This window comes from Clostridium sp. UBA4548 (assembly GCF_002387895.1).
In the GTDB taxonomy this organism is placed as follows: domain Bacteria; phylum Bacillota; class Clostridia; order Clostridiales; family Clostridiaceae; genus Clostridium_J.
Genome location: NZ_DGLI01000001.1, coordinates 194,788 through 221,718 on the forward strand (window position 1 = coordinate 194,788; position 26,931 = coordinate 221,718).

A 26,931-nucleotide genomic window follows, 5' to 3' on the forward strand; every position below is an offset into this window, starting at 1 on the left:
TCCCACTATTAAGTTCATAATAGGATTATGGCAGAAGAATAGAAACTTCTACCATATCCTACTATAAAGTTAACAATTTTAATTTAAAACAATACTCTGTCGTTCTCTATACGTTTAGTAAATTTAATACTATCTAAATGCTCTAATATAGCTACAGCATACTTTCTATTTGTATTTAAAAGTTCTCTAGCGGAGCCCGCTGCTATGCTACCATTATCTATAATATACTTTTTAATCAATTCCTTACCACTATTATAATCTTCATTAAGCAAAGTACATTCCTCATTAAGTCTTATTATTATACTTTGATCTATCAATGAATCATAAACCATTTTGAAACCAGCTTTATCCTTTTGTTTAGCAACCATATCTGTATATTTAGGAGGAGAAAATTTCAAGTTTTTAAACTCCTTAATTATCTCTTCCTTCATTTTCTCCTGCTCTTTAGTAAACTTAATCTTAAATTCATAATTAGCTATAAACTTCTCGCTAAGATTTATCCTTTTTCGTTGAACTAAAATATTTAAAATTTCATCATATATCTTTTGCTTAATATTCTTTCCAAAAATTTTTGTTTTAATCTCTTCTTTCGACATCCCAAATTTTAAAGGATTTTTCTTATGGAATTCCTCTAGTAATACTTCTAATTCAGCAGTTCTATCTTTTAAATATTTATTATGAATAAATATAGAGTTATCTAATACTTGTACTTGTACTATTTTCCTATCTTCAACTAAGAGTTGAAGATTTTCTTCAATATCCTCCATATTTTTTCCTAAGTTTTTTAGAATCTGCTCCTTATCAGGATACTGATTGCTTAAATTTTTCACAGTGTTTTCTAATATATTTTCACTTTTCCCACTTTCTTTAATCTTTAATTCTTCCAAATGCTCTGAATCAAACCTTCTGGCCTTTTTAGCCACTGGCTCTATAATTGTTCCACCAGCAATAGTAAACATTGGAGAGTAATTTCTTATTACATATCTATCATTTCTTTGAGCAGTAATAGGTTTTTCTAATCTTAATTGAACATAAGCATTTTCACCTGGTTTGATTTCTTCTGTATCTAATATTACTACCCTGCATAAGATCTCTTCTGTTCCGTGATAAAGTCTTACTCTTTGTCTATTTTCCAGAGGCTTTTCCATGGTCTTTAAATAGTATAGATTGCAATCAACAGTATAGGATGGTTCCATTATTCCTTCTCTAGCTAATACATCTCCTCTTTTCACTTCTGATAGCTTTGTATTAGCTAAATTTATTGCACATCTTTGACCCGCCTCCCCAAATTCTGAGGACACTCCATGAATTCTTATTCCTCTAACTTTAGAAAGTGTTTTTGATGGATATACTTCTATATTATCTCCCACATTTACTCTTCCGCTTATAATAGTACCTGTAACTACAGTACCAAATCCACTTATACTAAAAGCTCTATCTACCGGAAGTCTAAAATGTCCCTCTGTATCCTTAGGTTCTATTTCTTCAGTAATTTTATCTATATCTCTTATGAGTTCTTCGAAACCTTGTTTATTTTTTGAAGATACCGCATGTATAGGAGCATTTTGAAGAAAAGTTCCTTTAAACTCTTCTTTAATATCTTCTGTAATCATTTCTATCCAATCACTATCTACCAAATCTGCCTTAGTTAAAACCACTATACCTTTTTTAATGTTTAATAATTGTAAGATTTCAAAGTGCTCTCTTGTTTGAGGCATAATTCCTTCATCTGCTGCTATAACCAACAAAACTACATCTATGCTACTAATACCAGCAAGCATATTTTTAACGAATTTTTCATGGCCTGGAACATCAATAATTCCTGCTCTTCTTCCCGATGGAAGATCGAAATAAGTAAAACCTAAATTAATAGATATTCCTCTATCTTGCTCTTCTTTTAAAGTATCTGTTTCGCGGCCTGTTAAAGCTTTAATTAATGTAGTTTTTCCATGATCTATATGTCCAGCTGTTCCTATAATTATATGCTTCATATAGTGCTTACACCCCTTCAATTATAGTTTACAAGCCATAGTAATTCCATGGCTATTTATGAGAAACCTAAAAATTTATACCAACTTTACCTTCGAGAAACATTGAACAATAATATCAAAATCCTTCTCAAACAAGGTTCTTCCATCCAAGATAAGTTCATTGTTGAAAATTCTGCAGATTATAGAAACTTCACCCATTCTCAGTTCCTTTTCCATTTCCTGTGGAGACAACTTGTCACTTTTAGCTTTAATTACATAGGTTGGTATCTTTTCAGTAGGCATTGAACCTCCACCTACCATAGAGTAGTCACTATCAATTGTTAAGTCTAACCAATCAATCTTATTCTGCAACTTTTTTTTCAACTTTACACACTTTTTCTTTACCTCTTCCTTTGAACACAAAATCATATTCAATGAAGGTATATTCTTTATAGCTTCAGCTTCATCAAGATAATATTTAAAAGTTCCTTCAAGTGCTGCCAAAGTCATTTTATCTATTCTTAGTGCTCTTGTAAGTTGATTCTTTTTCATTAGATCTATGTACTGTTTTTTACCAGCAATAATTCCGGCTTGAGGACCTCCTAACATTTTATCCCCACTAAAGGTAACTACATCCACACCTTTTTTTATACTTTCTTGAACTGTAGGCTCATAGGTAAAACCATATTTAGAAAAATCTATTAAAACTCCACTTCCTATGTCTTCAACTACGGGAATATTTTTTTCATTTCCTAAGGCTACAAGCTCTTCTAGTGATACTTCCTCAGTAAACCCATAAATTTTAAAGTTTGAAGTGTGAATTTTCAATAATACACCTGTACTGTTCGTTATATTATTTTCATAATCATAAACATGGGTTCTATTAGTAGTACCAACCTCTACAAGCTTAGCTCCACTAAACTTCATAACCTCTGGCACTCTAAAAGACCCTCCAATTTCAACAAGCTGTCCTCTTGACACAATTGCCTCTTTATCTTTTGACAAGGTGTCCAATACTAACATTATTGCAGCTGCGTTATTATTAACTACCATAGCAGCTTCAGCACCTGTAATCTTCTTAATCAATTCCTCTATATGAGAATATCTAGAGCCTCTTTTTCCGCTATCTATATCATACTCTAAGTTATTATAACTGCCTGCCACAGTTACTACATTTTCTATAGCCTTTTCCCCAAGCAATGAACGTCCTAAATTTGTATGAATTACAGTGCCCGTTGCATTTATAACCTTTCTTAAGTTAGATCTATTTTTTTTACTTAATAGGTTAAGAGCATAATTTAAAACCTGACTTTTTTCTAAACTTTGTATTTTATCACTTAAAATCTCTTTCCTAAACATATCTATAGACTCTCTTAGCGCCTCTACAACTAAAACCCTTGGATTATAGTCTATAGCATTTTGGATTTCTTTTTCTTTTAGTAGTTCATCTATTTTAGGTAATTTTCTTAACAACTCACTATTCATACCTATCTCCTATTATTCAACTATAATATATTTTTCTCCTTTTGGAACTACTTCTCCAATAATCTGACTTGGAATTTCTAGCTTTGATAGTTTTTCCATCAGTGCTTTCCCTTCACTAGATGATATTGAAATTAGTAGTCCTCCTGAGGTTTGAGGATCAAATAATACATCTTCTAACCAAGGTTCTATATTTCTAAGTTCATATTTACCCTGAAGATATTTTTTATTATTGTAGCAACCTGCTGGAATTAATCCCATCTGGGCATATTCCTTCACTCCATTAATTAATGGTAGCTTATCCTTATATAATTTAAAGGTAACCTCTGAAGCAGATGCCATTTCAAAGCCATGTCCCATAATTCCGAATCCTGTAATATCCGTACATGCAGTAACGCTATGCTCAGCTATTATTTCTCCTGAATATTTATTTAAAGTGCTCATCACCTTAACTGCTTCATTATATACATCCTTTGAAGCCATTTCGGCCTTTATTGCCGTTGTAATAATTCCTGTTCCAATAGGCTTCGTTAATATAAGCACATCACCAACAACTGAACCATAGTTTTTTAATACTTTCTGTGGATGAACCATCCCCATTACAGATAAACCATATTTTGGTTCATCATCTTCCACGGTATGTCCTCCTATAACTACAGCTCCAGCTTCTATTACCTTATCTGCTCCACCCTTAAGTATTTCTCCCAGTACTTCGATATTCAAACAGTTTGGAAAACAAACAATATTAAGTGCTACTGTTGGCTTTCCACCCATAGCATACACATCGCTAAGAGAATTGGCAGCTGCAATAGCTCCATAGGTATATGGATCATCTACCACTGGAGTGAAAAAGTCTAAAGTTTGAATTATTGCAATATCCTCTGTTAATTTATAAACCGCCGCGTCATCAGAAGTTTCTATTCCAACTATTAGGTTCTTATCCTCCATTTCAGGTAATTTATCTAATATCTTTGAAAGGGTCTCCGGCCCTATTTTTGCTGCTCATCCAGATGTTTTTGAAAGCTCTGTTAATCTTTTCTCCATTTAAAGCACCTCCATCTATTAAGTAATTATTTACTAATTTCCATTGAAAATCAGTCAACTTTTTGTATTTTGTCATTTCCATAATTCTTTAATAATTTTATACTAATACTCATTTTATGTCTACCTTATCTCTTAATTTGTCAACTGTTTTACTACCAATACCATCAACATTTCCTAAATCGTCAATGGACTTAAATCCTCCATTCTTCTCTCTGTATTCTATTATAGCTTTTGCTTTAACCTCGCCTATACCATAAAGAGTTGATAACTGTTCTTCCGTTGCTTTATTTATATTTATTTTTTCCTTTTTATCACTATTAGGCAATTCAATGGATTTACTTAAATTAGAATTATTGTTTACTGCCTCTCCCTTTTTATAAATGATAATGCATTCTTCATCTCTTAAAACTTTAGAGAAGTGTATAGTATTTTCATCTGCTTCCTCTGTAATTCCACCTGCAGCCTGTATTAAATCTCTTACCCTTGCTCCTTCCGCTAATTTATATTCTTTAGGATTTGTTATGGCTCCTTTAATATCAACGATTATATCCTTTTTCTCTCCTATATCCCTCTGTGAAACCTTGTCTGTTTTATTAGCTTTATAATCTATAGGAGCTTTATCTGTATTGCTGCTGTCCACAAAGATTGATTCCTTTTCATTTTCCGTGAAAATTTGATTTTTAACTTCTGACTCCCTTTTGCTTATTAGGTGTCCACTAATTAAAAATACTAAGCTTAATACTAATATGCCAATAGAACCTACTATTTTTTCTTTTAATTTCATGTTTTCTCCTCCTATTTCTTCTTAATTATTACCAACTTTATAAAATTCTATCGAATTAATGAATTTTTTTTGATATAATCTATTTATTACTATTTTGGGGAGGATTCTATGAAAAAGATACTTTTAAGCCTTACTTTGGCAGTTTCTATTATGACTTTAAATATAAGCAATGCATTTGCAGCATCTCAGGCACCTTCTGCAAACGCAAATGGTGTAGTTGTTATGGATGCAGTTACTGGTGCTGTAATTTATGGAAACAATGAGGATACAAAATATCCACCTGCATCCCCAACAAAACTAATGACTGTGCTCTTAACTTTGGAAAAGTGTAAATTAGATGAAAAAGTTAAGGTTGGAACTATTCCTCCAACTATTGAGGGGTCGAAAATTTACATAGATACTAATGAGGAAATGACAGTAAAAGAAATGCTTTATGCAGTTATTATGGTTTCTGCAAACGATTGTGCAGAAGCTTTAGCTGAACATATTTCAGGTAGCGAAGAAGAGTTTGCAAAACTTATGACTCAGAGAGCTAAAGAACTAGGTTGCAAAAATTCCACTTTTAAAAATCCTCATGGACTATATGATGATGAACATAGAACTACAGCTTATGATTTAGCTACAATTGAAAAGGAGTTATTAAAGCATCCTGAGTATTTAGAAATCTCAAAAACTAAAACATATATGCTTCCAGCAACAAATGTTTACCCTGAGCAAAGACCTTTATGGAATGATAATAGATTATTACATAACTATGAGAAGTATTACTATGAATATGCAATTGCTGGCAAAACAGGCTATACTGATGAATCCAGACACTCCTTTGTAGCTTCTGCTACTAAAAACAATAATACATTTATTATTGCTATGCTTTACGATCCAGTAAAAACTTATTTTGCTGATAGTAAAAATTATTTTGAGTGGGCCTTTGATAATTTCCAAACAACTAAATTATTTTCTAAGGGGCAAGAAGTTACAAAATATACCTCATCTAATGGAACGGTAATTCCCCTTCTCGCAGGAGAGGATATTTATTATACTAAAGAGCTAAGCCTGAGCTCTGAACCTGAATTTAAATTTGATGCTAATACCCTAAAAGATAAGTTTTTTCTCAAAGGACAACCTATAGCACAAGGTAATGTAACTTATAATAACCAGTCTTATACTGTGCCTCTAGTTAGTGGTGTAGATTATGAGAAAAAAGTACTTCCTGTAGTAGGTGATTTACTGACTACAGAAACTAATACCATTAATTATACTTATTTAGGACTTTTGATCCTTGTAACTATTATTTTCTTCTTGTTGCTATTTTTTGCTCTAGTTAGAAATATTAAGAAGAAGAACTCCTCAAAACCTAGAAGAAATACTTATAAAAAGTAAGTTAAAATTTAATTTTATATAAAAAGAAGATAATTTTTAAAATTATCTTCTTTTTATATTATCTATTCTTTACTATGACAGTAACTGCTCTAATTAATATTTCTTTAATAACATACACTTATTTATTTTATTACTTCTATTAACCTCTTCATATCCTCAGGTAAATCACTATGGACTGTAAGTATTTCACCTGTCCTTGGATGAGGAATAACTAACTTATAAGCATGTAGCGCTTGCCTATTTATTAAGCTATAACCTTCTTCTGCTCCATATAAAGTATCTCCATATATAGGATTTCCTATATGACTCAAGTGCACTCTAATCTGATGAGTCCTCCCAGTTTCCAAGGTTAAATCTATTAAAGAACCTTGTTTGTATGTATCAATGGTTTTATAGTGAGTTATGCTCTTTTGTCCCTCCTCACAAACAACTCGTTTAATGGAACTTTCATCTGGTCTTCCTATGGGCAAATCTATAGTTCCACTTTTAGGTTCAATTTCTCCCTGTACTAAAGCTAAATAAGATTTTACAATATTATTTTCCTCCATAGCCTTTGCTAGGTTCATATGTGCAAATTGACTTTTAGCTATCATAATCAATCCAGAGGTATCCATATCTAACCTACTTACTAATCTAACTATGCATTTTTCATTATTTTCCTTAAAATGATATAATACTCCGTTAGACAAAGTTCCTGTAGGATGACTTTTTGTTGGATGAACTACCATAAATGGTCTTTTATTAGCAACCAGTAGGTCAGCATCCTCATATACAATTTCTATATTTAAATCTTCTGGAATGATGTTTTGACTTTCTTCTTTTTCAATTTCAATAGTCACAGTATCTCCGCAGTGAAGCTTGTGATTTAACTTTACTATACTTCCATTTACTTTTATTCTTTTTTCCATTCCAGCATTTCTTGTAAATCTCCCTGAAAAACTTAAGACTTCAGTCATATAATCTCTTATTTTTACTCCGTCACCCTCATTGGTAACTTCATAAGTCAAGCTTTTACCCATATAGCACCTCTTAAATTAAAATTAGTTGATTTTAAAAAACCTCCAGATCCCTGGAGGTTTCTAATTATTATTCTACTATTGCTATAACTTCTATTTCCACTAATGCATCTTTAGGTAGTCTTCCTGCTTGCACACAAGATCTTGCTGGTGGATTAACTGAAAAGTATTTTGCATATACTTCATTCATTGGTACAAAATCATTCATATCTTTTAGAAATACTAATGTCTTAACAACTTTATCTAAAGAAGTACCTGCTTCTTCTAATATAGCCTTTACATTTTCTAAAGCTTGAGCTGTAGCTTTTTGAATATCATCATTAATAAACTCTCCTGTAGCAGAATTTATTGCTAGTTGTCCAGAAGTATATAATAAATTTCCCACCTTTATCGCTTGAGAGTATGGTCCTAATGCTGCTGGAGCTTTAGCTGTGCTTATTACTTGTTTTTCCATTATTATGCCTCCTAAAATTTCAATATTTTATATTTTATTGTTTAGGTTTTATAAAATCTCTGTCTTCCCCAAGTATAACTTCTACCTCGTAAAGATCATTATACTTAGTTGAATATTCAAGATTTTGTATACCAAACTGCTTTTTAATGTATTCACCAGTTTCTTTATCTAAACCGTATATTACAATTTTAGATTTCGAGTTAATATTAGTATCTCCCAATTCATATCTACTAAATCCTAACTTATTAATGTACTCACCAAAATCCGATGCTAATCCAGTTTTTCCACTACCATTCAGTATCTTAATACGAATTTTATCTGTATCAATATTACCTTGCACAGAAGTTTTTTCCTTTAAAATAGCATCTATTTCTCCATTTTTAGTTTTATCAAATATAAAATAGGAAATATCATCAATATACTTATCTTCTCCTCCAATTATATGATATCCTATTTCTTCTCTTTTCGTTTTCGCTACACTCATTGCATATTTAATTATATCGTTAGCATTTAAATCTGTTTCGATGTACTTAGGAAAGATTCCTAATATACTTGGAATCTTTGGTATAATTGCCGGACTTTGAACCTTTGCTAAAACAGTATCAAAGAACTTTTGCATATTTCTAATTCTACCCATATCACCTTCTAAGTATCCGCTCATATCATTATTTTTTCTCCATCTTATAAAGCCTTCCGCCTTTTTACCATCTAATTTTTGTGGCTCGCTGCTTTTATTTAAATGTATATGAAGATTTTGTGTTGGGTCATCATAATTCATATCTCTTTCAACTACAACTTCTATGCCTCCAAGAGCATCTATAAACTCCCTAAAAGCAACTGTATCTATTTTTACATAATGATCAATTTTAATGCTTAAAAGCTTTTCAACTTCTTTTACTGCTAAGGGAATGCCTCCTGATGCGTGAGCAGAGTTAATTTTTTTATCCCTACGAGTTGTTTCTACTTTGGTATCCCTTGGAATAGATATTACATCATATTTTTTTGTTTTAGAATTATAATGTACTACCATCATAGTGTCGGTCCTCTTAGGATCCTTCTTGTTATTCTCATCACCTTCACCTAAGTCTACACCAACTACTAAAATATTGGTTGAGTCACTTATCTCTTCTTGAGGTTCTTCTTTAGAAGCATTGCTATTATTATCTTTTGGCTCATTAATATTTACAGCATTATTGCTAAAGCTATCTAAATATAAATAAACCCCCGCTGTGACTAAAACTATAGTGAAAAATAAAACTAAAACTACTATTGGAAACTTTGATTTCTTTTTTCCTTTTTTCTTTTTACTAACTTTAACATCTTTTTCTTCTTCTTTATTATTTCCCATTAACCTATTTTCCTTATCCTTCATAAAATCACCTACTATTTTTTATATAAAATAAAGTTTCTAGCCTCAATAGTGTCTATATGCAATAAACTCCCCCTTGAAACTGTATATGTTATAGTATCATCAAAAGATTTTAACAATACTTTATTTATATCTACGTATGAAAGTCTTCTTAGTTCGCTAATTCCCTTAAAATTTCTTGATGGCTCAATATAATCTGAAATATATATAATCTTCTCAAGAATACTCATGTTTTTTCTACCTGTAGTATGATATCTTATGGAGTTTAAAATATCTTCATCCTGTATCCCAAATATGTCTTTACTCATATATGCTCCTACCAGTCCATGTAATAATTGAGGGGCATATAAGTAAATTTCTGATATTTCTTCGCCACTTTCCTTGGCTATAGCTATTAACTCCTCTCTAGATAAATTTTTAGCACAATCATGACATAATCCTGCTAGTCTAGCTTTATATGGATCCTCATTATAATGAAGTGCTAACTTCTCACTGGTTTCCATAACCCCAATACTATGTACAAATCTGGATTCATTTAAATGTTCTTTTATATATTTTTTTATTTGATCTTCCTTCCACATATGATCACAACCTTTATTTGTATATATGGTATCTCTCTATAACCTCTTGTACTCCGCAAGGAAGAAGATAATCTATTTGTCTACTGAGTTTAATCTTTTCCTTTATTACTGTAGATGATATATCTAAAACTGGTATTTCTAAATACATAATTTCTTTTTTATAGGTTTTTTCAATATAATTTTTCATTTGGACTATATCTTCATGAGCATATCCTGGTCTAGAAAAAACAGCAAGATTGCAATGCTCTAGAAGAATATCAACATTCCTCCACTTCTTTAAGTCCATCAAGCTGTCTACACCAGTTAAAAAGTACCAATCAGTTTGCGATTCAAGATTATTAAAATATTCCATAGTTTTATATGTATAACTAAGGTTAGAATTATTTATTTCATAGTCATTGATTTCAAATAATGGTTCTTTGCTAATTGCAGCTTCAACCATTTCATATCTTATTTCTGCTGCTGTTACAACTCTATTTACCTTATGTGGTGGATTACCACTTGGCATAAAAATAACCTTATCTAATTTTAAATTATATAATGCTTCATATGCTATATGCAAGTGTCCCACGTGAATTGGATCAAAGGTGCCGCCAAAGATAGCTTTTTTCATTTCAAAACCTCTTCGTATTATAATACCATATAAACATGGTATTACCAAATTTATAGTATATTTTTTAACACTAGTATTCCTTTATTATAAAACATTACTGTAAAATTTCAATACTTAATTTTAGAGATGATAAAAATCAAACTAGTAAAGCAATGTTTGCCCTACTAGTTTTTAAATCTTTTTTAACATATTACAGTAAAAGTACTCTGAAATACTCTTGCATTAATTCATTTAGTATACACTAAAAACTATTTAAATATCTAGTATTAATTTATGTTTTTAAAATTTAATCCTGTTAGGGAAATTTAAAAATTTAAAATCTCTCACAAATTATGTAAGATTAAGTTACCTAGGTAATTCAATCTTAGGATTTTTAGAAGATTTTCTGTATAATACTAGTTTACTTCCAATTGCTTGTATTCCATAGCATCCTAATTCTTCACAAATTATATCTGATGCTTCTCTTGATGTAATACCACTATTGTTTAAAGTTTTTATTTTAATAAGTTCTCTAGCCTCTAATGCCTGATCTACTTGCTTTAAAAAGTTCTCCTCTATTCCACCTTTTCCTACTTGGAAAATTGGTTCTATATTGTTTGCTAGTGATCTTAAATAACTTCTTTGTTTTGTAGTTATCATATTTTCCTCCTATAATAAGAATTCAAACTCAAAGTCATTGAGCCTTACAATGTCTCCATCCTGAATTCCCTTTTCTTTTAATCCATCCATAACTCCCTTATTTCTTAATACCTTATGGAAATATCTTAAAGAGTCTGGATCATTTACATTAACACTGTTCAATAGTCTATCTACAAAAGTTCCAGTAACCTCAAAAATTCCCTCTTCAACTTCATTTATTTCATAAGTAAATCTCTTCTCTTCTGGAACATACCTGTCTTCTGCTTTAATTTCAAGCTCTTGAACTGGAATTGTAGTTAAAAGTTCTGCTGCTGCTTTCATTAATTCATCTATACCTTGATTTGTTGCTGCTGAAATTTTAAAAATTTTATCATATCCCATTTGGTTTAATTCGCTTTTAAACTTTTCAAAAACTTCATCTTCAAATAACATATCTGCTTTATTTGCTGCAATTATTTGAGGTCTATCCCATAGCTTTACACTATACTTTTTAAGCTCCTCATTTATCTTATTGAAGTCTTCAATTGGATCTCTTCCTTCAACTCCAGATATATCTATTACATGTATAAGAATTCTAGTTCTCTCAATGTGTCTTAAAAAGTCTAGCCCTAAACCTACTCCTTCTGCAGCGCCTTCAATTATTCCAGGAATATCAGCAATAACGAAAGGCTGAATTCCTTTCAAAGCTACAACTCCTAAATTTGGCTTTAAGGTAGTAAAGTGATAGTTAGCAATCTTTGGTCTAGCCTTTGAAACCACTGATAACAATGTAGACTTTCCTACATTAGGGAATCCTAAAAGCCCTACATCTGCTAGAAGTTTTAACTCAAGTTTAATCCATCTTTCTTCACCTGGCATTCCCGGTTCAGCAAAGTCTGGTGCCTGTCTTGTTGGTGTACAAAACTTCGCATTACCTTTTCCACCTTTTCCACCTCTACAAATAGTATATGTATCTCCTGGGTGAGATAAATCACACATTATCTTATCAGTTTCTACATCTTTAATAACAGTTCCCATAGGAACCTTAATTAGAAGATCATCGCCAGCTTTTCCATAACATTTTGAGCCTTCACCTTTTCCACCATTTTCAGCAATAAACTTTTTATTGTATGAAAAATCTAAAAGAGTGGTCAAATTGCTATCTGCTTCTAAAATAACACTTCCACCATTGCCGCCATCTCCGCCATCGGGTCCTCCTAGTGGTACATACTTTTCTCTTCTAAAGGATATAGATCCATTTCCACCATCACCTGATCTTACATATATCTTCGCCGTATCTATAAACATTTCATCACCCTACCTTATCATGTTTTACCAGTTAATGAACAACTTGCTTTTGTTCAACAGTTATGGCAGGAAGTTTAACTCCCACCAAAGCATTACTTTTTACTAGGACTCACACCTTTAATTTATTTAAGTGATGTGAGACTTCGAGACTTATCTCGCCAAAATGTAGTTAAACATTTTTTCATTAATAAATCCTTAGCTATATTATAATAAAATAATAATATTATAATATAATAATATTATTAACCAAAATAATAAAATTACATCATATATAAGTTATTTATAGAAAGCACCTAGTTAAAGAGCGTACTTTTTTATGCCATAGCCTTAAGCTATAAATATTATCTAACTTAAATTAGATAACTGTTAATTACTTATTTTGATGTTAGTTTAATCAAATGAAATCTATGGTATAAAAAAGCACCCCTTGCAGGGTGCCTTTAAACTATTCAGCTATTGCAACTTCTACATCGATTGGATAAACACTAGCTTTTTTCTTGTCTCTACCCATTCTTTCGAATTTAACAACTCCATCTACCTTAGCAAAAAGAGTGTCATCTCCACCAATTCCTACGTTGTTTCCTGGATGGATTTTTGTTCCTCTTTGTCTAACAAGGATGTTTCCTGCAAGTACAAATTGTCCATCTGCACGTTTAACACCAAGTCTCTTAGACTCACTATCTCTTCCGTTCTTTGAGCTACCTACCCCTTTTTTGTGAGCAAATAACTGAAGGTTCATAATTAGCATAATATTACACCTCCTCTAATTCTACTTTTATATAATCACCATAAGTAAATTCAATACTTCTTAATCCAAGTAACATAGTTTCAAGAAGAACCTGACATCTATCCACATCTTCGTTACTCTGATTGTCTAAAGTTAAACTTATGAATCCATCTTTTATCTTATAGATTGCCTTTATTTTTAACACTTCTTCAATACCAATTATGGTAGTCTGAGAAATAGCAGAAATAGAAGCACAAGTTAAATCTACGTCCAAATCCAACTCCCTTGGAGCGGCATGACCATACATTTTAAAACCTATAAGTTTATTAGACTTCTTATAAAATTTAACAGTAGTCATAATTAAGCTTCAATCTTCTCAATTACGATTTTAGTGAATGGTTGTCTGTGTCCTTGTTTCTTTCTGTAGTCTTTCTTTGGCTTATATTTGAAAACTATAATTTTCTTAGCTTTTCCTTGTGCTACAACTTTAGCAACAACTTTAGCGCCTTCAACTACAGGCTTTCCAATCACTAAACCTTCTTCTTTACCAACTGCTAAAACCTTATCGAATTCTACAGTTGTATCAACCTCAGCTTCAAGTTTTTCAACGAATAAAACGTCTCCCTCTTGAACTCTGTATTGTTTTCCTCCAGTAAGTAATACTGCGTACATTAAATACACCTCCTCAATCCAGTCTCGCCATCTCAGGTACAATTTTATTTGCATAAAACTGTTCATAAAAAACCTTATGTGTGCGGTCTACAAAAGCCATTTTAACATATTCATTTATACTTGTAAAGGAATTTATTGCTTTTTTTCTCTAAATATTGTACTCCTTAACTTGTTTAATAATCTAAAATGAAGTTTTTGACTTCCAAAACTCTCTTTAATTTTACAAAATCTTATATTCTATTGAGGATAAGTCTGACTCTTTCTAAAGTAACATTAGAAAATTAAATTTTAGAAACATCGCCACACTGAAAAATTCTTATATTTTCTAAATTTTTTATTTGATTTGAAAATATGAGTGGTTCTACCTTAAAACCTTCAAAATGGGGAAGAAAACTCACATAAACATTTCTATCTATAGCTTCAATAGAAGTTATAAAACTTATAACATTAGTTTTAATTTCTTTTTCATACATTGAATCTAATTCTATAAAGATATCTTTCACATTTTGCTCTGCTTTGATTCTACTAATCTTGCTTCTTATAATGTTACTTAGGTAGGATAATCTTATTTTATTTCCTCGTCCTCTACAAGTGTTACAAGGTTCTAATATATAATCATATATAGATTTCCCATATCTTTTTCTTGATATTTGAACTAAGTTCAACTCAGTAAAGGGATACACTGTAGGATTATTCTTATCTTCTCTAAATCCTTCTTTAAGAACCCTTAATACTTTTTCTCTATCTTTAGCTTCTTTCATATCTATAAAATCTACTAAAATTATTCCCCCAATATTTCTAAGTCTTAGCTGCTCAGCTATCGCTTTAGCTGCCTCTAGGTTGGTAGTTATCAAGGCATCTTTAAAATGAACTGTCTTAGTATTTTTAGCTGAGTTTACATCAATAACGTGCATAGCTTCAGTTTTTTCTATCACAATATTGCCTCCATTTGGAAGCATAATTTTACTATTCCTTAAAGCCAATATTTCAGTTTCCAGTCCATAATAATCAAATAATGTTAAGAACTCTTTATATACTTCTAAGGTACAGTTACTTATCCCTTTGCTCTCTAGGTATTCTCTGCAGTATAAATAGTCTTCATTATTATTGAAGGTTATTTTTACATTCTCTTGTCCTAAGTAGTTTCTTAAAATTCTACTTAAGGCTCCTTCATCAGTATAAAGTTTACCTAGTTTTGCAGAATATTTAAATCGCTTCACAATGTCTAGGTAGTTTTTGTATATCCACTGAATTTCACTATTAAGCAGTTCAATATCTACATTCTCTGCTTTAGTTCTAATGACCACCCCTATATCTTCAGGTTTAATCAACTTTTCTTTAATTAAAGCTTTAAATTCTTTGTTATTTATTTTAGGAGAAATACTCACCTGGTTATTGCCATTAGTTAAAACTACATAAGTTCCAGGCAAGGATATTTTATTAGTCACCTTAGGACCTTTTTTATCTATTTCCTCTTTTAATATTTCTATTAAAACTTCATCACCCTTTTTTAAAGTGTTTGAACTATCTTTCAAATTCATATAACAGTTCTTACTATACCCAATATCTATAAAAGCACTCTTCATTGAAGCAACAATGGTTTTTATCGTACCCTTATAAATTTCTCCAACTTTAGGAGTGTTATCTTCCTCTTCCACATAACACTCCTTTAATATTCCGCTCTCTCTAATAGCTATTCTTAGTAACTTTTGATTTCTCTCAATAAAAATCTCCTTCACTTAGCTACACTTCCCCTAAAAAAACTTATTAAGAGGAACTAACTTATTATTCTTATAGGCATACATATCTAGTCTTTCAATATCCACAAAGGCTTCCTTATCTATGTATTCTATATGTTCTTTTATATAATCAGCTAAAAGACTTGGTGATAAGTTTTCCCTGCTACCACAGGCTATGATTACTTCTAGTACTAGTAGATTTTCACTCTCTGTTATTTTTAATTCTTTAACTAGAGGTTTAATATCTACTTCTTTTTCCCCACTCTTAGTCTTTTTTATAATATCCCATTGTGGTGTATTTTTAACTTTTTCTAAAACTTTCATAGTTTCTTTTATGTCGGTAGACTTGAGTCTCATCACATATTCAGCTGCGTCAATAATAGCCATAGCCTGAGGTGCCTTTCCCGTCTCACTCTTTTCCACCTTAACCACATCAAGAAACTTAACCCCATTAGGTGCGTTTTCATTTAACTTATCTAGTATAAGCTTTGTATCAACTTCTTCTGTAAAAACTACATCCATGTATTCTCCCTTAGAATAAACGCCTACTGAAAGAGGTTGTGCAATGGATATGGTCATGTGAGGATTGAAGCCCTTTGAGTATTCAATTGGAAGACCAGCTCTTCTAATAATCCTTTGTATAGTTCTCATTAAATCTAGGTGAGATATGAACTTTATCTCACTAGCTTTAGTATACTTAACTAAATAACGCACCTTCAAAACACTTCCCTTCTTTAAAGTTTTTATTTATTCCGCAGTTTGTACAGTTGCCTCTGCAATCTGGAGTAACTACAGCATTCTTAGCTCTTTCATTTTCATCAACTAAGAACTGCTTATTTATACCAATATCTATAAAGTCCCAAGGAAGTATTTCTTCGTAAGCCCTTTCTCTGTATGCATAGAAATCTCCATCTACACTACACTCCTTAAGAGCTTCTTGCCATAATTCAAAGTTAAAATACTCTGCCCAACCATCAAAGCGAGCCCCCTTCTCAAAGGCTCTAACTAGTACATCACAAAGTCTTCTGTCACCTCTTGCAAAGATAGCTTCCATATAACTTAATGGAGATTCGTGCCAATTATATACTATTGCTTTACTTTTTATAGAGTTTCTTAGGCTGTATATTTTTTCTTTAACCTCAGGCATTTTATCCATTGGCGCCCATTGGAAAGGTGTGAATGGCTTTGGAACAAAGATTGAAGTACTTACCGTTACCCTAAGCCCTCTTTGTCTTACATTTTTAGGTACCATAAAGTATTGGTCCACAACCTTCTCTGCAAGCTCACCAATGCCTAATACGTCCTCCATAGTTTCATAAGGAAGTCCTATCATGAAGTAAAGCTTAAGAGTAGCCCAACCAGCTTCAAAGGCGCTTTTGCTTGACTTAAGCATATCTTCTTCTGTAACCCCTTTATTTATAATATCTCTCATTCTTTGACTTCCTGCTTCAGGTGCAAAAGTTAGTCCTGTTTTTCTTACCTTTTGGATTTCTTTAATTAAATCAACTGAGAAAGAGTCAATTCTTATTGAAGGTAAGGACACTCCAACCTTCTCTCCCTCATATTTTTCAACTAAGGAAAAAATAAGATTTTGTATATCTGAATAGTCGCAAATACTTAAGGAAGATAAAGATACTTCTTCGTATCCTGTTTTGCTTATTAAGCTTTCTACTTGACTTAAAAGTTTATCTGTTTTCTTTTCCCTAACTGGTCTGTATATCATACCCGCTTGACAGAATCTACAGCCTCTTGTACATCCTCTAAAGGTCTCAAGCACAACTCTATCATGAACTATTTCTGTATATGGAACTATTAGTTTCTCTGGAAAAATGTTTTCATTAAAGTTACTTATTATTCTCTTTTTAACCTTAGCTGGCACATCTTCAAACTTAGGCTTAAATTCTTCTATTGTACCATCTTCCTTGTAAGAAACTTCATAAAGACTCGGTACGTAAACTCCTTGTATTCTAACAATGGCTCTTAAGAACTCAGCTTTGGGCTGACCTTTTAATTCCTTGTACTTATCAAGGATTTCATGGATAACCTCTTCTGCTTCCCCAATTACTACTATATCAGCAATATCATATAGTGGCTCTGGATTGTAACCACAAGGTCCTCCAAGCATTACTATAGGATCTTCTTCTCCTCTTTGAGAGGCTCTAAGAGGGACTCCTGCCATATCTAACATATTTAAAATATTTGTATAACTCATTTCGTATTGTAGTGTAAATCCTAAGAAATTAAACTCTTTTAATGAGTCCTTACTTTCAAGGGTATAAAGTGGTATATTATTTTCTCTTAAAAGCTTTTCCATATCTGGCCAAGGAGCAAAGCTTCTTTCACAAAAGGTATCTTCTCTTTCATTTAAAGTGTAATATAATATTTTAGTTCCAAGATGAGACATCCCTACCTCATACACATCTGGAAAACAAAATGCATATCTTATATCTACTTTTTCTTTATCTTTACTATAAGAGTTAAATTCACCACCAATATATCTAGCTGGCTTTTCAACCTTATAAAGAATATCATCGGAAATTTTGTTCATTCAAATTCCTCCTTAAGTTAATTCAATTACTTATTTTATCACATAGAGAACCAAATACAAGCCTTTTATGCCTAAGATTACCTGGACTCTCTTTCATTGACCAATTCTTCTAGGGTTATATTACCTAGAAATTTTATGGCATTTAAAACTTCTTCTTCATATAGTATATCCATTACATTCATATCTTCATCAAGGATAGTAAAAACATTATACTTATTTTTATCTACTAACTCTAAAACCTGTAATAGGGATAACTTATAGTATACAGAAACACTTTTGTTTTCTATATATCCACGTTTGGTAAGCTTTTCCTTCTTTTTAATAATATAGCCCATAATTATATATGCTATCCTCCTTTTTTCCCTATAAGAAATAACTAAAATAAAAATAGCTATCAAGAGTAAGTTTAAATTAGGTATACCCATGAACAAAGATGTAAAGAAACCAAGAAGAAAAATATACCCTATGCCTATACTTATCCTTAATGCTATTTCGTTTGCTTTTTTATATATTAACCTAGTAGCAAATATATCCTTTAGAATTCTTCCCCCATCCAGTGGATATGCAGGAATTAAATTAAATACTCCTAAAACTAAGTTGTAATTAACTATCTGAACTAGGAGGTTACTATTATAAAAACAATTTATTATACCGCCTATTAGAGCAATACAAAAATTACCTAGTGGTCCACTTATGGATATTATTAAATCTTCCTTAGGTGTAGCTTCTTCTAAGTCCCGTAATTTAAGTACTGCTCCTATAGGTAAAATCTCCACTGAAAATCCTGAAAACCCTAGAACTCGTGCTGTAATTAGATGTATAATCTCGTGAGTTAAAATTATAATAAACCCTACTATCATTTCTGACTTAAATCCAATAACTAAGATAAGGGCTATATAAGGTATTAAGTATTTACTAATTCTAAGCAATTGTTTCCTCCTAATTTAGTACTGTATAGTAAATAACTTCACTGCCACAATTGTTACACTTCAAAATAATCCATAACATTTTGTCTCTCACCCATGTATAATAATTCAAAATAAAAAGTTTCAAAGTTTGGAACTTGTGGTTTTATCATCCCAATAGTATCTCCCTTATTAACTTCATCCCCTACCTTAACTGTTATTTCACTGAGATTATTATACTTTGTTTCTATACCTTTTCCGTGATCTATAGTAATATAATTTCCTAAAGAATCATCCTTGCCTATTTTCTTTACCCTCCCATTTTGGCATGAATTAATTGTACTTTCCTTGTCTAACTTCACCCACATCATGTTGTCCTTATTAATTCCCTTAGCTAATAGAGAACTCTCATTATTAGTCTTCATATTACTCATAGATACTGGAAGTGCATAATCATTTTTAACTTCATCCTGCAATGTTAGTCCACCAGTTATTGAACTTTTTATTTTTTCAATTAACATAATACTTTTCCCTTCAATTTCCCCTAGATTAAACCCTTTGATCTTGTCTAAAATCAAAGCATAATTGTAGTTTTCATTTATGATTTTTTTACTCACATCGTAAAATTGCCTAGTATAGGAGTTTTCAAAAGTTTTGCACCCTAAAAAAACAATCATAAAAACTAATACCACTCCTAACTGCATTATAAATTTATTAGTAAAATTTTTAAAATATCCTGTTGAGCCCCCTTGCTTATAATTTCCACCACTATATTTATATGCGGTTGTATTGCTTGGACCTGTTTTTCTCTTCATAAGTTGTTTTGAACCTTTCTTCCCTACAGATGCATAGTATCTTTGATAATAATCATTATAGTTACCCATGTTTTTCACCTACATTAATTAGATTTTCATTAATAAATATATTACATAGGTTGAGATTTATGATTGAAACCTATAAAAACATAAAAAAATAAGCTAGCAAGAACAATTATTCTTACTAGCTTATTTTTATTAGCGACCTATTTATTGAGTCTTTAAAAAATTTTTATCTACTTTTTAATGCTTTCATTAAAACTTCTGCAGTACCCAAATTAGTAGCTAGAGGTATGCAATGAACATCACAGAGTCTTATTAAGGCTGTGACATCCGGCTCATGGGGTTGTGCAGTTAGAGGGTCTCTTAAGAATACTATAAGATCCATTTCTCCCTGTGCAAGTCTTGCTCCAATTTGTTGGTCACCACCTAATGGGCCTGATAAGAATCTACTTACAGTTAACCCTACAAATTCACTTATAAGTTTTCCAGTAGTACCTGTAGCATATAATTCATGCTCCACTAAAACATCTCTATATCTTTTAGCAAAGTCAATCATATCATCCTTCTTTTTGTCATGAGCAATTAATGCTATTCTCATAATAATCCTCCTTAAATAATAAAAAACTTCATTTAGTTCAATGGCTTTGAAAGGAGCCTCAACTCCCTCTAGTATTTATTTTCTAGTAAAATACCCCTGCCTAAAGAGTACAGCAGTATTACCCTACTAAAATATCATTAAAAGTTAATTTTATTTCTTCTCATTCCTACATTTAATGCCAGAGCTAAGGAAATAAAGTTAGTAAGCATAGAACTTCCTCCATAACTTACAAAAGGTAGTGTAATCCCTGTAATTGGCATTATTCCAATGGTCATTCCCATGTTTTGAATAATAGAAAACAATAAAGATGCTGCAACACCAGTACATATAATACTTCCACTTAAATCCTTAGAAGTTTTTGCAATACTTATAAGTTTATAAAGCAATATTCCATAAAGTGTCAAAAGAATTATTGCACCAATAAATCCCCACTCTTCATTTATAACTGCAAAAATAAAATCAGTATGATTTTCTGGAATAAATTTATACTGTCTTCCATTAGAATAACCTAATCCAAAAATTCCTCCAGAACCAATAGCAATTCTTGATTGTAGCAACTGAAAACCGTAGGTTAACTCAAATTTTTCTGGAGTCATAAAGGATAGTAATCTACCCTTCCAATACGGTGGCATAAGGGGAGAATTCCAAAGACCCACTATGACAACAAAAACTGCTGATAGTCCCCCCATAATTATTTTCCAATCAAGATTGGCTACAATTACAATTCCTAGTACGATAAAAAAGGATACCATAGTTAATCCCATATCCGGTTGTATTACAATTAAAATCATTGGTATAGCTGCATACATTAGCACCTTAGCAAGATTTTTAATATTGTTAATATTACCTTCCATATCTTGAATTATCTTAGCAAGCATTAATATCATAGCAATTTTAGCAAATTCCCCTGGTTGTATAGCTCTTTTACCTATTTGAATCCAAGCATTTGCACCATTAACAGATTTACTAAAAATATCATTAAATAGCAATAATCCTACTGCAAACCAATAAATTATTGGTGCATAATTCAATATCTGAATATAATCCACATAGATAATAAAGTATGTTGCAACAAGTCCTATAATAAGCCAGAAAAATTGAAGTCTTGCATAACTGAATCCTCCTGAGCTGTATATGTTAACTATGCTAAATAGTACTATGGCACATATTATGCCAATGATACTGAAATCTATATGCTTAATTAATTTATCATTTATCTTAAAATATTTTATCATCTCAATCCCTCCAACATAATTATGATTATATCACAATAAGAAAAAAAATAAAGCTATGTTTACCCATAGCTTTACCATTTTATCTTCCTTTTACTTTTTTTATTGGAATACTGGCAATTAATGCAGGAGAATGACCTTCCATTTCTTCTGCTCTTGTTAGTCTAACTTCAACTTCCCCATCATCTATTTCTGCATAATTGGAAATAACTTTTAGCAAATCGCCCTTAATCATCTCTAAAAAGTCAGGTGAAAAGTCTGCTCTGTCATGTATAAGTATTAATTTTAATCTATCCGTTGCAATGTCCTTGGATGCTATTTTATTTGAAAAAAGCTTAAAAATATCCATGATTTCCTCCTATTTTCCCCCAAATAATTTTTTAATAGCTGCAAAAAAACCATTCTGTGAATTCGTTGTATCTAAATTAAGAAATGGTACCTCTTCACCTACTATTCTTTTTGCAATATTCTTGAAAGCCTGTCCAGCTAATGCGCTAGTATCTAATACAATTGGTTCTCCTTTATTAGTAGATACTGTTACTTTTCTATCATCAGGAACTACACCTATAACTTTAATTGCTAAACACTCTCTAATATCTTCTATGTTAAGCATATCACCATTCTTAGTCATTTCAAAATTAATTCTATTTACAATTAACTCTTGCCTATCTACGCCCTTAGCATCTAATTTCCCAATTACTCTATCTGCATCCCTCACTGATGTTATTTCTGGGTTAACTACAACTATAGACCAATCAGCTCCAATTACAGCGTTTTCAAAGCCTTGCTCTATACCTGCAGGACAGTCAATAATTACATAATCAAAGTCACTTTTCAGTTCATTTACTATCTTTAACATACCATTGATATCTACATCATTTTTATCTCTTGTTTGGGCTGTTGGTAATAAGAATAAGTTGTTAAATCTCTTATCTTTAATTAGTGCTTGTTTTAATCTACATCTTCCTTCTATTACATCCAAAAGAGTAAATACTACTCTATTCTCTAGTCCCATAAGTACGTCTAAATTTCTTAATCCTGTATCTCCATCTATAACAACTACCTTCTTATCCATTGCTGCAAGCGCAGTTCCAATATTTGCAGTAGTAGTAGTTTTTCCAACTCCACCTTTTCCAGATGTTATAACTATAGCTTCTCCCATTTAATACTCCTCCATTAAATATATTTATTAACTAAATAAGGTTCAACAATTATATTTCCATTCTTAATTCTTGCAAGTTCAGGATATTGCGGTCTAGTATTATCCTCAGGTGATCTTGTTATTATATTAGCTATTTGAAGAATCTGAGGTTGCAAAGAAAAACCTGCAACAAAGGCCTTTTCATTACCATTACTCCCTGCATGAATAGCCCCCTTAATACTTCCTAACACAATAATATTTCCTGCGGCATAAACTTCTGCACCAGGATTTATATCTCCTATTACAACTAAATTCCCTGAGTACTCGTATCTCTGTCCACTTCTAATAGTCTTTCTTACAAATTTTGTTCTACCTTCGCTTACTCCATTGAAAAATTTATTTATTCTCTCTCCAGAATCTTGATATATGCAATCTTTTATTCCAAAATCATCGAAAAGAATTTCCTTAATCCTAATTTGATCTCGTTCATCAATTTGCTTCATATCCGTAGTAATATTTAGAGTAGCTCCTTTATAGAACCTTTTTGCAGGAGACAACTTTTTTACAAGAGCATTAATTACTTCCTCAGTATTCTTAAATCTATTAGCATCAATTACTATATTTAAACCTTCCTTATTTCCTTTAAACACTATTTTATTATCTTGCATATGTACCCTCCACATACTGAGATACTTTTACTATTTCAACGCACGTTATTAAAATCCTTCTAATTATTACAGAAAAATCAATATTATTTAAAAATATCATACTATTACTATAATTCTCGTAGTAAATCATTAAATAATTAGCCTTTTTTCCCATTACACTGAATTAATTTTAAAAAAGTAATTTTCTTTTCATGAAAATAGAAAAATAACAAGTTTAATTATTCTAAGTAGAAAATTAAACTTGTTATTAAAAATTTGTTATTCTAGTTTTTCTTAATATAAAAACTAGTTACCCCGGGAATTGTTTGTCATGTTGTTTGCTGGATTATTTGAAGTACTGTTTGGTGTGTTACCTGTAGTATTATTTGTTGTGCTTTCACCGTTTGTACTTTCACCTTTTTTGCTTTCATCTATTACATTTCCAGCATTATCAACTTTTTCGTCCCTGTTGTACATAAACTTATAAGCAGGATTTTGAGCTTTTATTTTATCTCTAAAATATTCTTCAAATACTGCTCTAGCTACTGGAGCGCCGTATCCTCCGCTACCTCCATCGAAAATTACAACACAAGTAACAATCTCTGGATTATCATAAGGAGCAAATCCTAAATAAGTTCCATAAGCAGTTCTATCAATGGCTTCTTCAACTACAACATTTACATTGGCAGAACCAGTCTTACCGCCATTTTCTATTGGAAATCCTCTGAAAGCATTTACAGCAGTACCATTATCTCCTGATGTAACATCTTTCATACCTTTTTTGATTGTAGCAAGGTATTTCTCTTCTATATCCACATGCTCCATAAGTTTAGGTTTAAACTCTGTAGTTTCTCCAGTAACAGGGTCTATAATCTTATTAACAAGCTGTAACTCGTATCTATTGCCACCATTTACTAGAGTTGCCATATAACTTGCCAACTGAAGGGGTGTAAAGAAATTCATTCCTTGCCCTATGGATGCATTATAAGCATTTGCTGCAGAGCTAATAAATGTTCTTGCATCATTAGTGGAGAAAATTATAGCTAATATTATTCCATCTATATCATCTTTTGTATAGCCTATTGCTTTAGCTTGTGGTGAAGCATTTATAACCTCTTTAATTAGTGGCTCCATAATTTGCCCAATTTCTTTGTCGCTACTTTTATTTTCCTTAGTCATTTCGGCTTTAATTGCTTCGATTAAATTGCTTTTTTTCTCATTTATTTTTTTAATTTCTGCAATTTCTTTAGGTGTTCCATATTCCTTTTCCTTAACTATATTAAAAGGCTTGTATTGATTTGATTGTGCATTTAATGAGTTAGAGCCCTTGTTTAAAAACTCTACCAATTGATTTATATAAACACTTGATTGACTTCTTTTACTTGACTCATAATTATAAACTTGCCCAAAGTTTTCTGCAATTTCAATACCTGTAGTTGGTTCTAACCCACTATTAGGTGGTACTCCTAATCCAAACTTCCATGCATATTTAGCAATTATATCTAAGGCTGCAGGATTTTCGCCATACTTATCATATAACCTATCTGCTACATCATAGAAATAATAGTTACAGGAAACCTCTAAGGCTTTGGCTACATCTATAGCTCCATGTGAACCATGGCTCTGATTAAATTTCCAACAAGCTCCTTTATAATCTGCATATCTTTTATTATAATAGCCATTATCTAATATTTTTTCGCTTGGCGTTATTACTCCCTCTGTGAGCCCCGCTAAGGCAGTAACAGGTTTGAAAATTGATCCTGGAGGAATTAGCGATAGCGAAGCATAGTTGTAAAATGGCTTTGGAAATATATCATAGATGTCTTGTCTTATGGTAGTATTCCCTTCAATGGAAGTATCTATAGGAAACATTCTATCTAAGAGGATCTTAGCTCTTTCAGCTGCTGGAAGTCCCATTTCCTTATCTGTTAATACGCCCTTTTTATTTATAAGCCCCTTTTTCGCAATGTATTCCTTACCCATTTGTTCTAAGTTAGGATTAAAATACTTTTCAGATAGCTCAGGAGTTAAAAGTCCTGGCACTGTAAAGGTATTAGGATCATACCCGGGTCTGCTTACAAGGGCTAAAACTTGACCAGTTTTTGCATTTAATACAACAGCCGCACCTCTAGTAGCATTACTTACATTACTTGTTCCCATAGTACCTTTTTTTTGCATATCCTTCATGGTATCATCCAAGGCATCTTCTGCTGCTTTTTGTATATTTTTATCTATATTTAACTGAACAGTTTTTCCTGGATAAGAATCTGCTTCTACAATAGTTTTTACTTTTCTTCCTGATTTGTTTACTTCTATAATCTCCTGTCCCTTAGTTCCCTTAAGGTAAGGTTCAAGAGCTGCTTCTAACCCTGACTTACCAACGTTGTCAGTACTTATATCATAACCTTTTTCTTCAAATTTTTCCTTTTCCCAAGGATTGATTTTAGAAATATACCCTAAAAATGCTGAACCTAATTCTTTATTTGGATAAGTTCTCATAGGTTGTGTTTCAACAGCTATCCCAGGAAGACTAGCTTTACGCTGTTCAAATTCAAAGGCTGCTTCTTGGCTAAGGTTATTAGCAATAATTACAGGTTTGTAACCTGAAAAACTTTGCATTTTTATGCTATCCTTAACTATCATATATTTTCTTTGTTCTTGAAGCGCATAGCTTTTATCTATCTTATATTCTTCTAATAGCTTATCAAAAACCTGTTGAGGTGAAACTTTTAAAATTTCCTCATCTATAAATTGCTGTTCTTCTTTAGTTAGTTCTTCTTTTTTCTTATCTTCAAAGTGTTTTCCAATTAGATTATCCTCAATGCCTCTATCCTTTTTGAATCTAATCTCCATCCATCTTTTGCTTTCTTCATCAGTAGCTTTAAACTTAAAAACTAAATTATTATTTTCAATTACAATTGGAAATTCATCAACCATGTAAATTTTATTGTTATCAAGAATTTTAAAAACCTCAGCCATGGTTTCAAAAAACTTATCTTTACTCTCTTCAGTTTGTGTAAACATCAAAGAGTAGCTCTGTTTACTTGTAGCTAGCACTTCCCCCTTAGCATCAATTATGTCTCCTCTTGCTGCAACCTTAGGAACGTTTTTACTAGCTTTTTTATTAGCTTCTTCTCTATATTCTTCTACCATGATTACTTGTAGATAAAGTAATCTACCAATTATAGTAGTAAAAATCAGGCCCATGGCAATAAAAAATATATTAAACCTAGAAAATTTAGTTTTATTCTTTTTATTATTTCCAACTTTTTTATTCACCATATT

General features: G+C 31.5%; 26 protein-coding genes. 1 reads left to right on the forward strand and 25 read right to left on the reverse strand.

All coding sequences use genetic code 11. The features are described from left to right. Positions 1 to 83: 83 nt before the first annotated feature. From selB to B3040_RS01035, 4 genes are all read right to left on the reverse strand, one after another. Positions 84 to 1,991: a selenocysteine-specific translation elongation factor gene (gene selB / locus B3040_RS01020; protein ID WP_291569398.1), complete on the reverse strand. Its 1,908-nt coding sequence runs from the start codon at positions 1,989 to 1,991 to the stop codon at positions 84 to 86. 75 nt (positions 1,992 to 2,066) lie between these two features. Beyond that, a complete protein-coding gene (gene selA, locus B3040_RS01025; RefSeq protein WP_291569399.1) occupies positions 2,067 to 3,455 on the reverse strand; it encodes an L-seryl-tRNA(Sec) selenium transferase in 1,389 nt (462 codons plus the stop codon). 12 nt (positions 3,456 to 3,467) lie between these two features. After that, positions 3,468 to 4,496, reverse strand: a complete 1,029-nt coding sequence (gene selD / locus B3040_RS01030; protein ID WP_291569400.1) for a selenide, water dikinase SelD — start codon at positions 4,494 to 4,496, stop codon at positions 3,468 to 3,470. A 109-nt stretch (positions 4,497 to 4,605) separates the two neighbouring features. Further along, the gene (locus B3040_RS01035; protein ID WP_291569401.1) at positions 4,606 to 5,280 is read right to left on the reverse strand and encodes a helix-hairpin-helix domain-containing protein; all 675 of its coding nucleotides are present in this window, start codon (positions 5,278 to 5,280) and stop codon (positions 4,606 to 4,608) included. Between the two features lie 108 nt (positions 5,281 to 5,388). Between B3040_RS01035 and B3040_RS01040 the strand changes: the two genes are divergently transcribed. Continuing rightward, on the forward strand, positions 5,389 to 6,660 hold the full coding sequence (locus tag B3040_RS01040) for a D-alanyl-D-alanine carboxypeptidase family protein (protein ID WP_291569402.1): 1,272 nt from the start codon (positions 5,389 to 5,391) through the stop codon (positions 6,658 to 6,660). 122 nt (positions 6,661 to 6,782) lie between these two features. On the opposite strand, the gene B3040_RS01045 is transcribed toward B3040_RS01040, so the two are convergent. The 21 genes from B3040_RS01045 to B3040_RS01145 all read right to left on the reverse strand — a co-directional run bounded on the left by B3040_RS01045 (position 6,783) and on the right by B3040_RS01145 (position 26,928). Then, positions 6,783 to 7,679, reverse strand: a complete 897-nt coding sequence (locus B3040_RS01045) for an RluA family pseudouridine synthase (protein ID WP_291569403.1) — start codon at positions 7,677 to 7,679, stop codon at positions 6,783 to 6,785. A gap of 67 nt (positions 7,680 to 7,746) precedes the next feature. Beyond that, positions 7,747 to 8,130: a RidA family protein gene (locus tag B3040_RS01050; RefSeq protein WP_017414448.1), complete on the reverse strand. Its 384-nt coding sequence runs from the start codon at positions 8,128 to 8,130 to the stop codon at positions 7,747 to 7,749. Positions 8,131 to 8,164: 34 nt separating this feature from the next. Then, positions 8,165 to 9,502, reverse strand: coding sequence for an LCP family protein (locus B3040_RS01055; protein WP_291569404.1), 1,338 nt, complete (start codon positions 9,500 to 9,502; stop codon positions 8,165 to 8,167). Between the two features lie 11 nt (positions 9,503 to 9,513). Continuing rightward, on the reverse strand, positions 9,514 to 10,080 hold the full coding sequence (yqeK, locus tag B3040_RS01060) for a bis(5'-nucleosyl)-tetraphosphatase (symmetrical) YqeK (RefSeq protein ID WP_291569406.1): 567 nt from the start codon (positions 10,078 to 10,080) through the stop codon (positions 9,514 to 9,516). A gap of 13 nt (positions 10,081 to 10,093) precedes the next feature. Then, a complete protein-coding gene (gene nadD / locus B3040_RS01065) occupies positions 10,094 to 10,693 on the reverse strand; it encodes a nicotinate-nucleotide adenylyltransferase (RefSeq protein WP_291569407.1) in 600 nt (199 codons plus the stop codon). Positions 10,694 to 11,038: 345 nt separating this feature from the next. After that, positions 11,039 to 11,332: a ribosome assembly RNA-binding protein YhbY gene (gene yhbY / locus B3040_RS01070; protein ID WP_017414452.1), complete on the reverse strand. Its 294-nt coding sequence runs from the start codon at positions 11,330 to 11,332 to the stop codon at positions 11,039 to 11,041. A gap of 9 nt (positions 11,333 to 11,341) precedes the next feature. After that, complete coding sequence (gene obgE / locus B3040_RS01075) at positions 11,342 to 12,619, reverse strand: GTPase ObgE (protein ID WP_291569408.1); 1,278 nt, start codon at positions 12,617 to 12,619, stop codon at positions 11,342 to 11,344. A gap of 445 nt (positions 12,620 to 13,064) precedes the next feature. Next, entirely contained in the window at positions 13,065 to 13,367 is a 303-nt protein-coding gene (gene rpmA / locus B3040_RS01080) for a 50S ribosomal protein L27 (RefSeq protein WP_017414454.1), read from the reverse strand. 4 nt (positions 13,368 to 13,371) lie between these two features. Beyond that, positions 13,372 to 13,704 carry a ribosomal-processing cysteine protease Prp gene (locus B3040_RS01085; RefSeq protein ID WP_291569409.1) on the reverse strand — a complete coding sequence of 111 codons (333 nt, stop codon included), beginning with the start codon at positions 13,702 to 13,704 and terminating at the stop codon, positions 13,372 to 13,374. A gap of 2 nt (positions 13,705 to 13,706) precedes the next feature. After that, a complete protein-coding gene (gene rplU, locus B3040_RS01090) occupies positions 13,707 to 14,018 on the reverse strand; it encodes a 50S ribosomal protein L21 (protein WP_017414456.1) in 312 nt (103 codons plus the stop codon). A 281-nt stretch (positions 14,019 to 14,299) separates the two neighbouring features. Beyond that, entirely contained in the window at positions 14,300 to 15,757 is a 1,458-nt protein-coding gene (locus tag B3040_RS01095) for an Rne/Rng family ribonuclease (protein WP_291569410.1), read from the reverse strand. Positions 15,758 to 15,772: 15 nt separating this feature from the next. Next, positions 15,773 to 16,477, reverse strand: coding sequence for a TIGR03936 family radical SAM-associated protein (locus tag B3040_RS01100; RefSeq protein ID WP_291569411.1), 705 nt, complete (start codon positions 16,475 to 16,477; stop codon positions 15,773 to 15,775). Continuing rightward, positions 16,455 to 18,305 carry a TIGR03960 family B12-binding radical SAM protein gene (locus B3040_RS01105; RefSeq protein WP_291569412.1) on the reverse strand — a complete coding sequence of 617 codons (1,851 nt, stop codon included), beginning with the start codon at positions 18,303 to 18,305 and terminating at the stop codon, positions 16,455 to 16,457. Before B3040_RS01105 ends, B3040_RS01100 begins: the two co-directional genes overlap by 23 nt. Before the next feature lie 77 nt (positions 18,306 to 18,382). Further along, on the reverse strand, positions 18,383 to 19,234 hold the full coding sequence (locus B3040_RS01110; protein WP_291569413.1) for a M50 family metallopeptidase: 852 nt from the start codon (positions 19,232 to 19,234) through the stop codon (positions 18,383 to 18,385). A 53-nt stretch (positions 19,235 to 19,287) separates the two neighbouring features. Next, entirely contained in the window at positions 19,288 to 20,094 is an 807-nt protein-coding gene (locus tag B3040_RS01115; RefSeq protein ID WP_291569414.1) for a M23 family metallopeptidase, read from the reverse strand. Between the two features lie 163 nt (positions 20,095 to 20,257). After that, a complete protein-coding gene (gene mgsA, locus B3040_RS01120; protein ID WP_017414462.1) occupies positions 20,258 to 20,626 on the reverse strand; it encodes a methylglyoxal synthase in 369 nt (122 codons plus the stop codon). Positions 20,627 to 20,763: 137 nt separating this feature from the next. Further along, positions 20,764 to 21,861: a rod shape-determining protein RodA gene (gene rodA / locus B3040_RS01125; RefSeq protein WP_291569415.1), complete on the reverse strand. Its 1,098-nt coding sequence runs from the start codon at positions 21,859 to 21,861 to the stop codon at positions 20,764 to 20,766. A 79-nt stretch (positions 21,862 to 21,940) separates the two neighbouring features. Next, positions 21,941 to 22,207, reverse strand: coding sequence for a cell division topological specificity factor MinE (gene minE / locus B3040_RS01130; protein ID WP_017414464.1), 267 nt, complete (start codon positions 22,205 to 22,207; stop codon positions 21,941 to 21,943). A 9-nt stretch (positions 22,208 to 22,216) separates the two neighbouring features. Continuing rightward, positions 22,217 to 23,020: a septum site-determining protein MinD gene (minD, locus tag B3040_RS01135; protein ID WP_291569416.1), complete on the reverse strand. Its 804-nt coding sequence runs from the start codon at positions 23,018 to 23,020 to the stop codon at positions 22,217 to 22,219. Positions 23,021 to 23,034: 14 nt separating this feature from the next. Then, positions 23,035 to 23,667, reverse strand: a complete 633-nt coding sequence (gene minC / locus B3040_RS01140) for a septum site-determining protein MinC (RefSeq protein WP_017414466.1) — start codon at positions 23,665 to 23,667, stop codon at positions 23,035 to 23,037. Positions 23,668 to 23,952: 285 nt separating this feature from the next. Beyond that, positions 23,953 to 26,928 (reverse strand): penicillin-binding transpeptidase domain-containing protein, encoded by a 2,976-nt coding sequence (locus tag B3040_RS01145; RefSeq protein ID WP_291569417.1) that lies wholly within the window; start codon positions 26,926 to 26,928, stop codon positions 23,953 to 23,955. Positions 26,929 to 26,931: the final 3 nt, after the last annotated feature.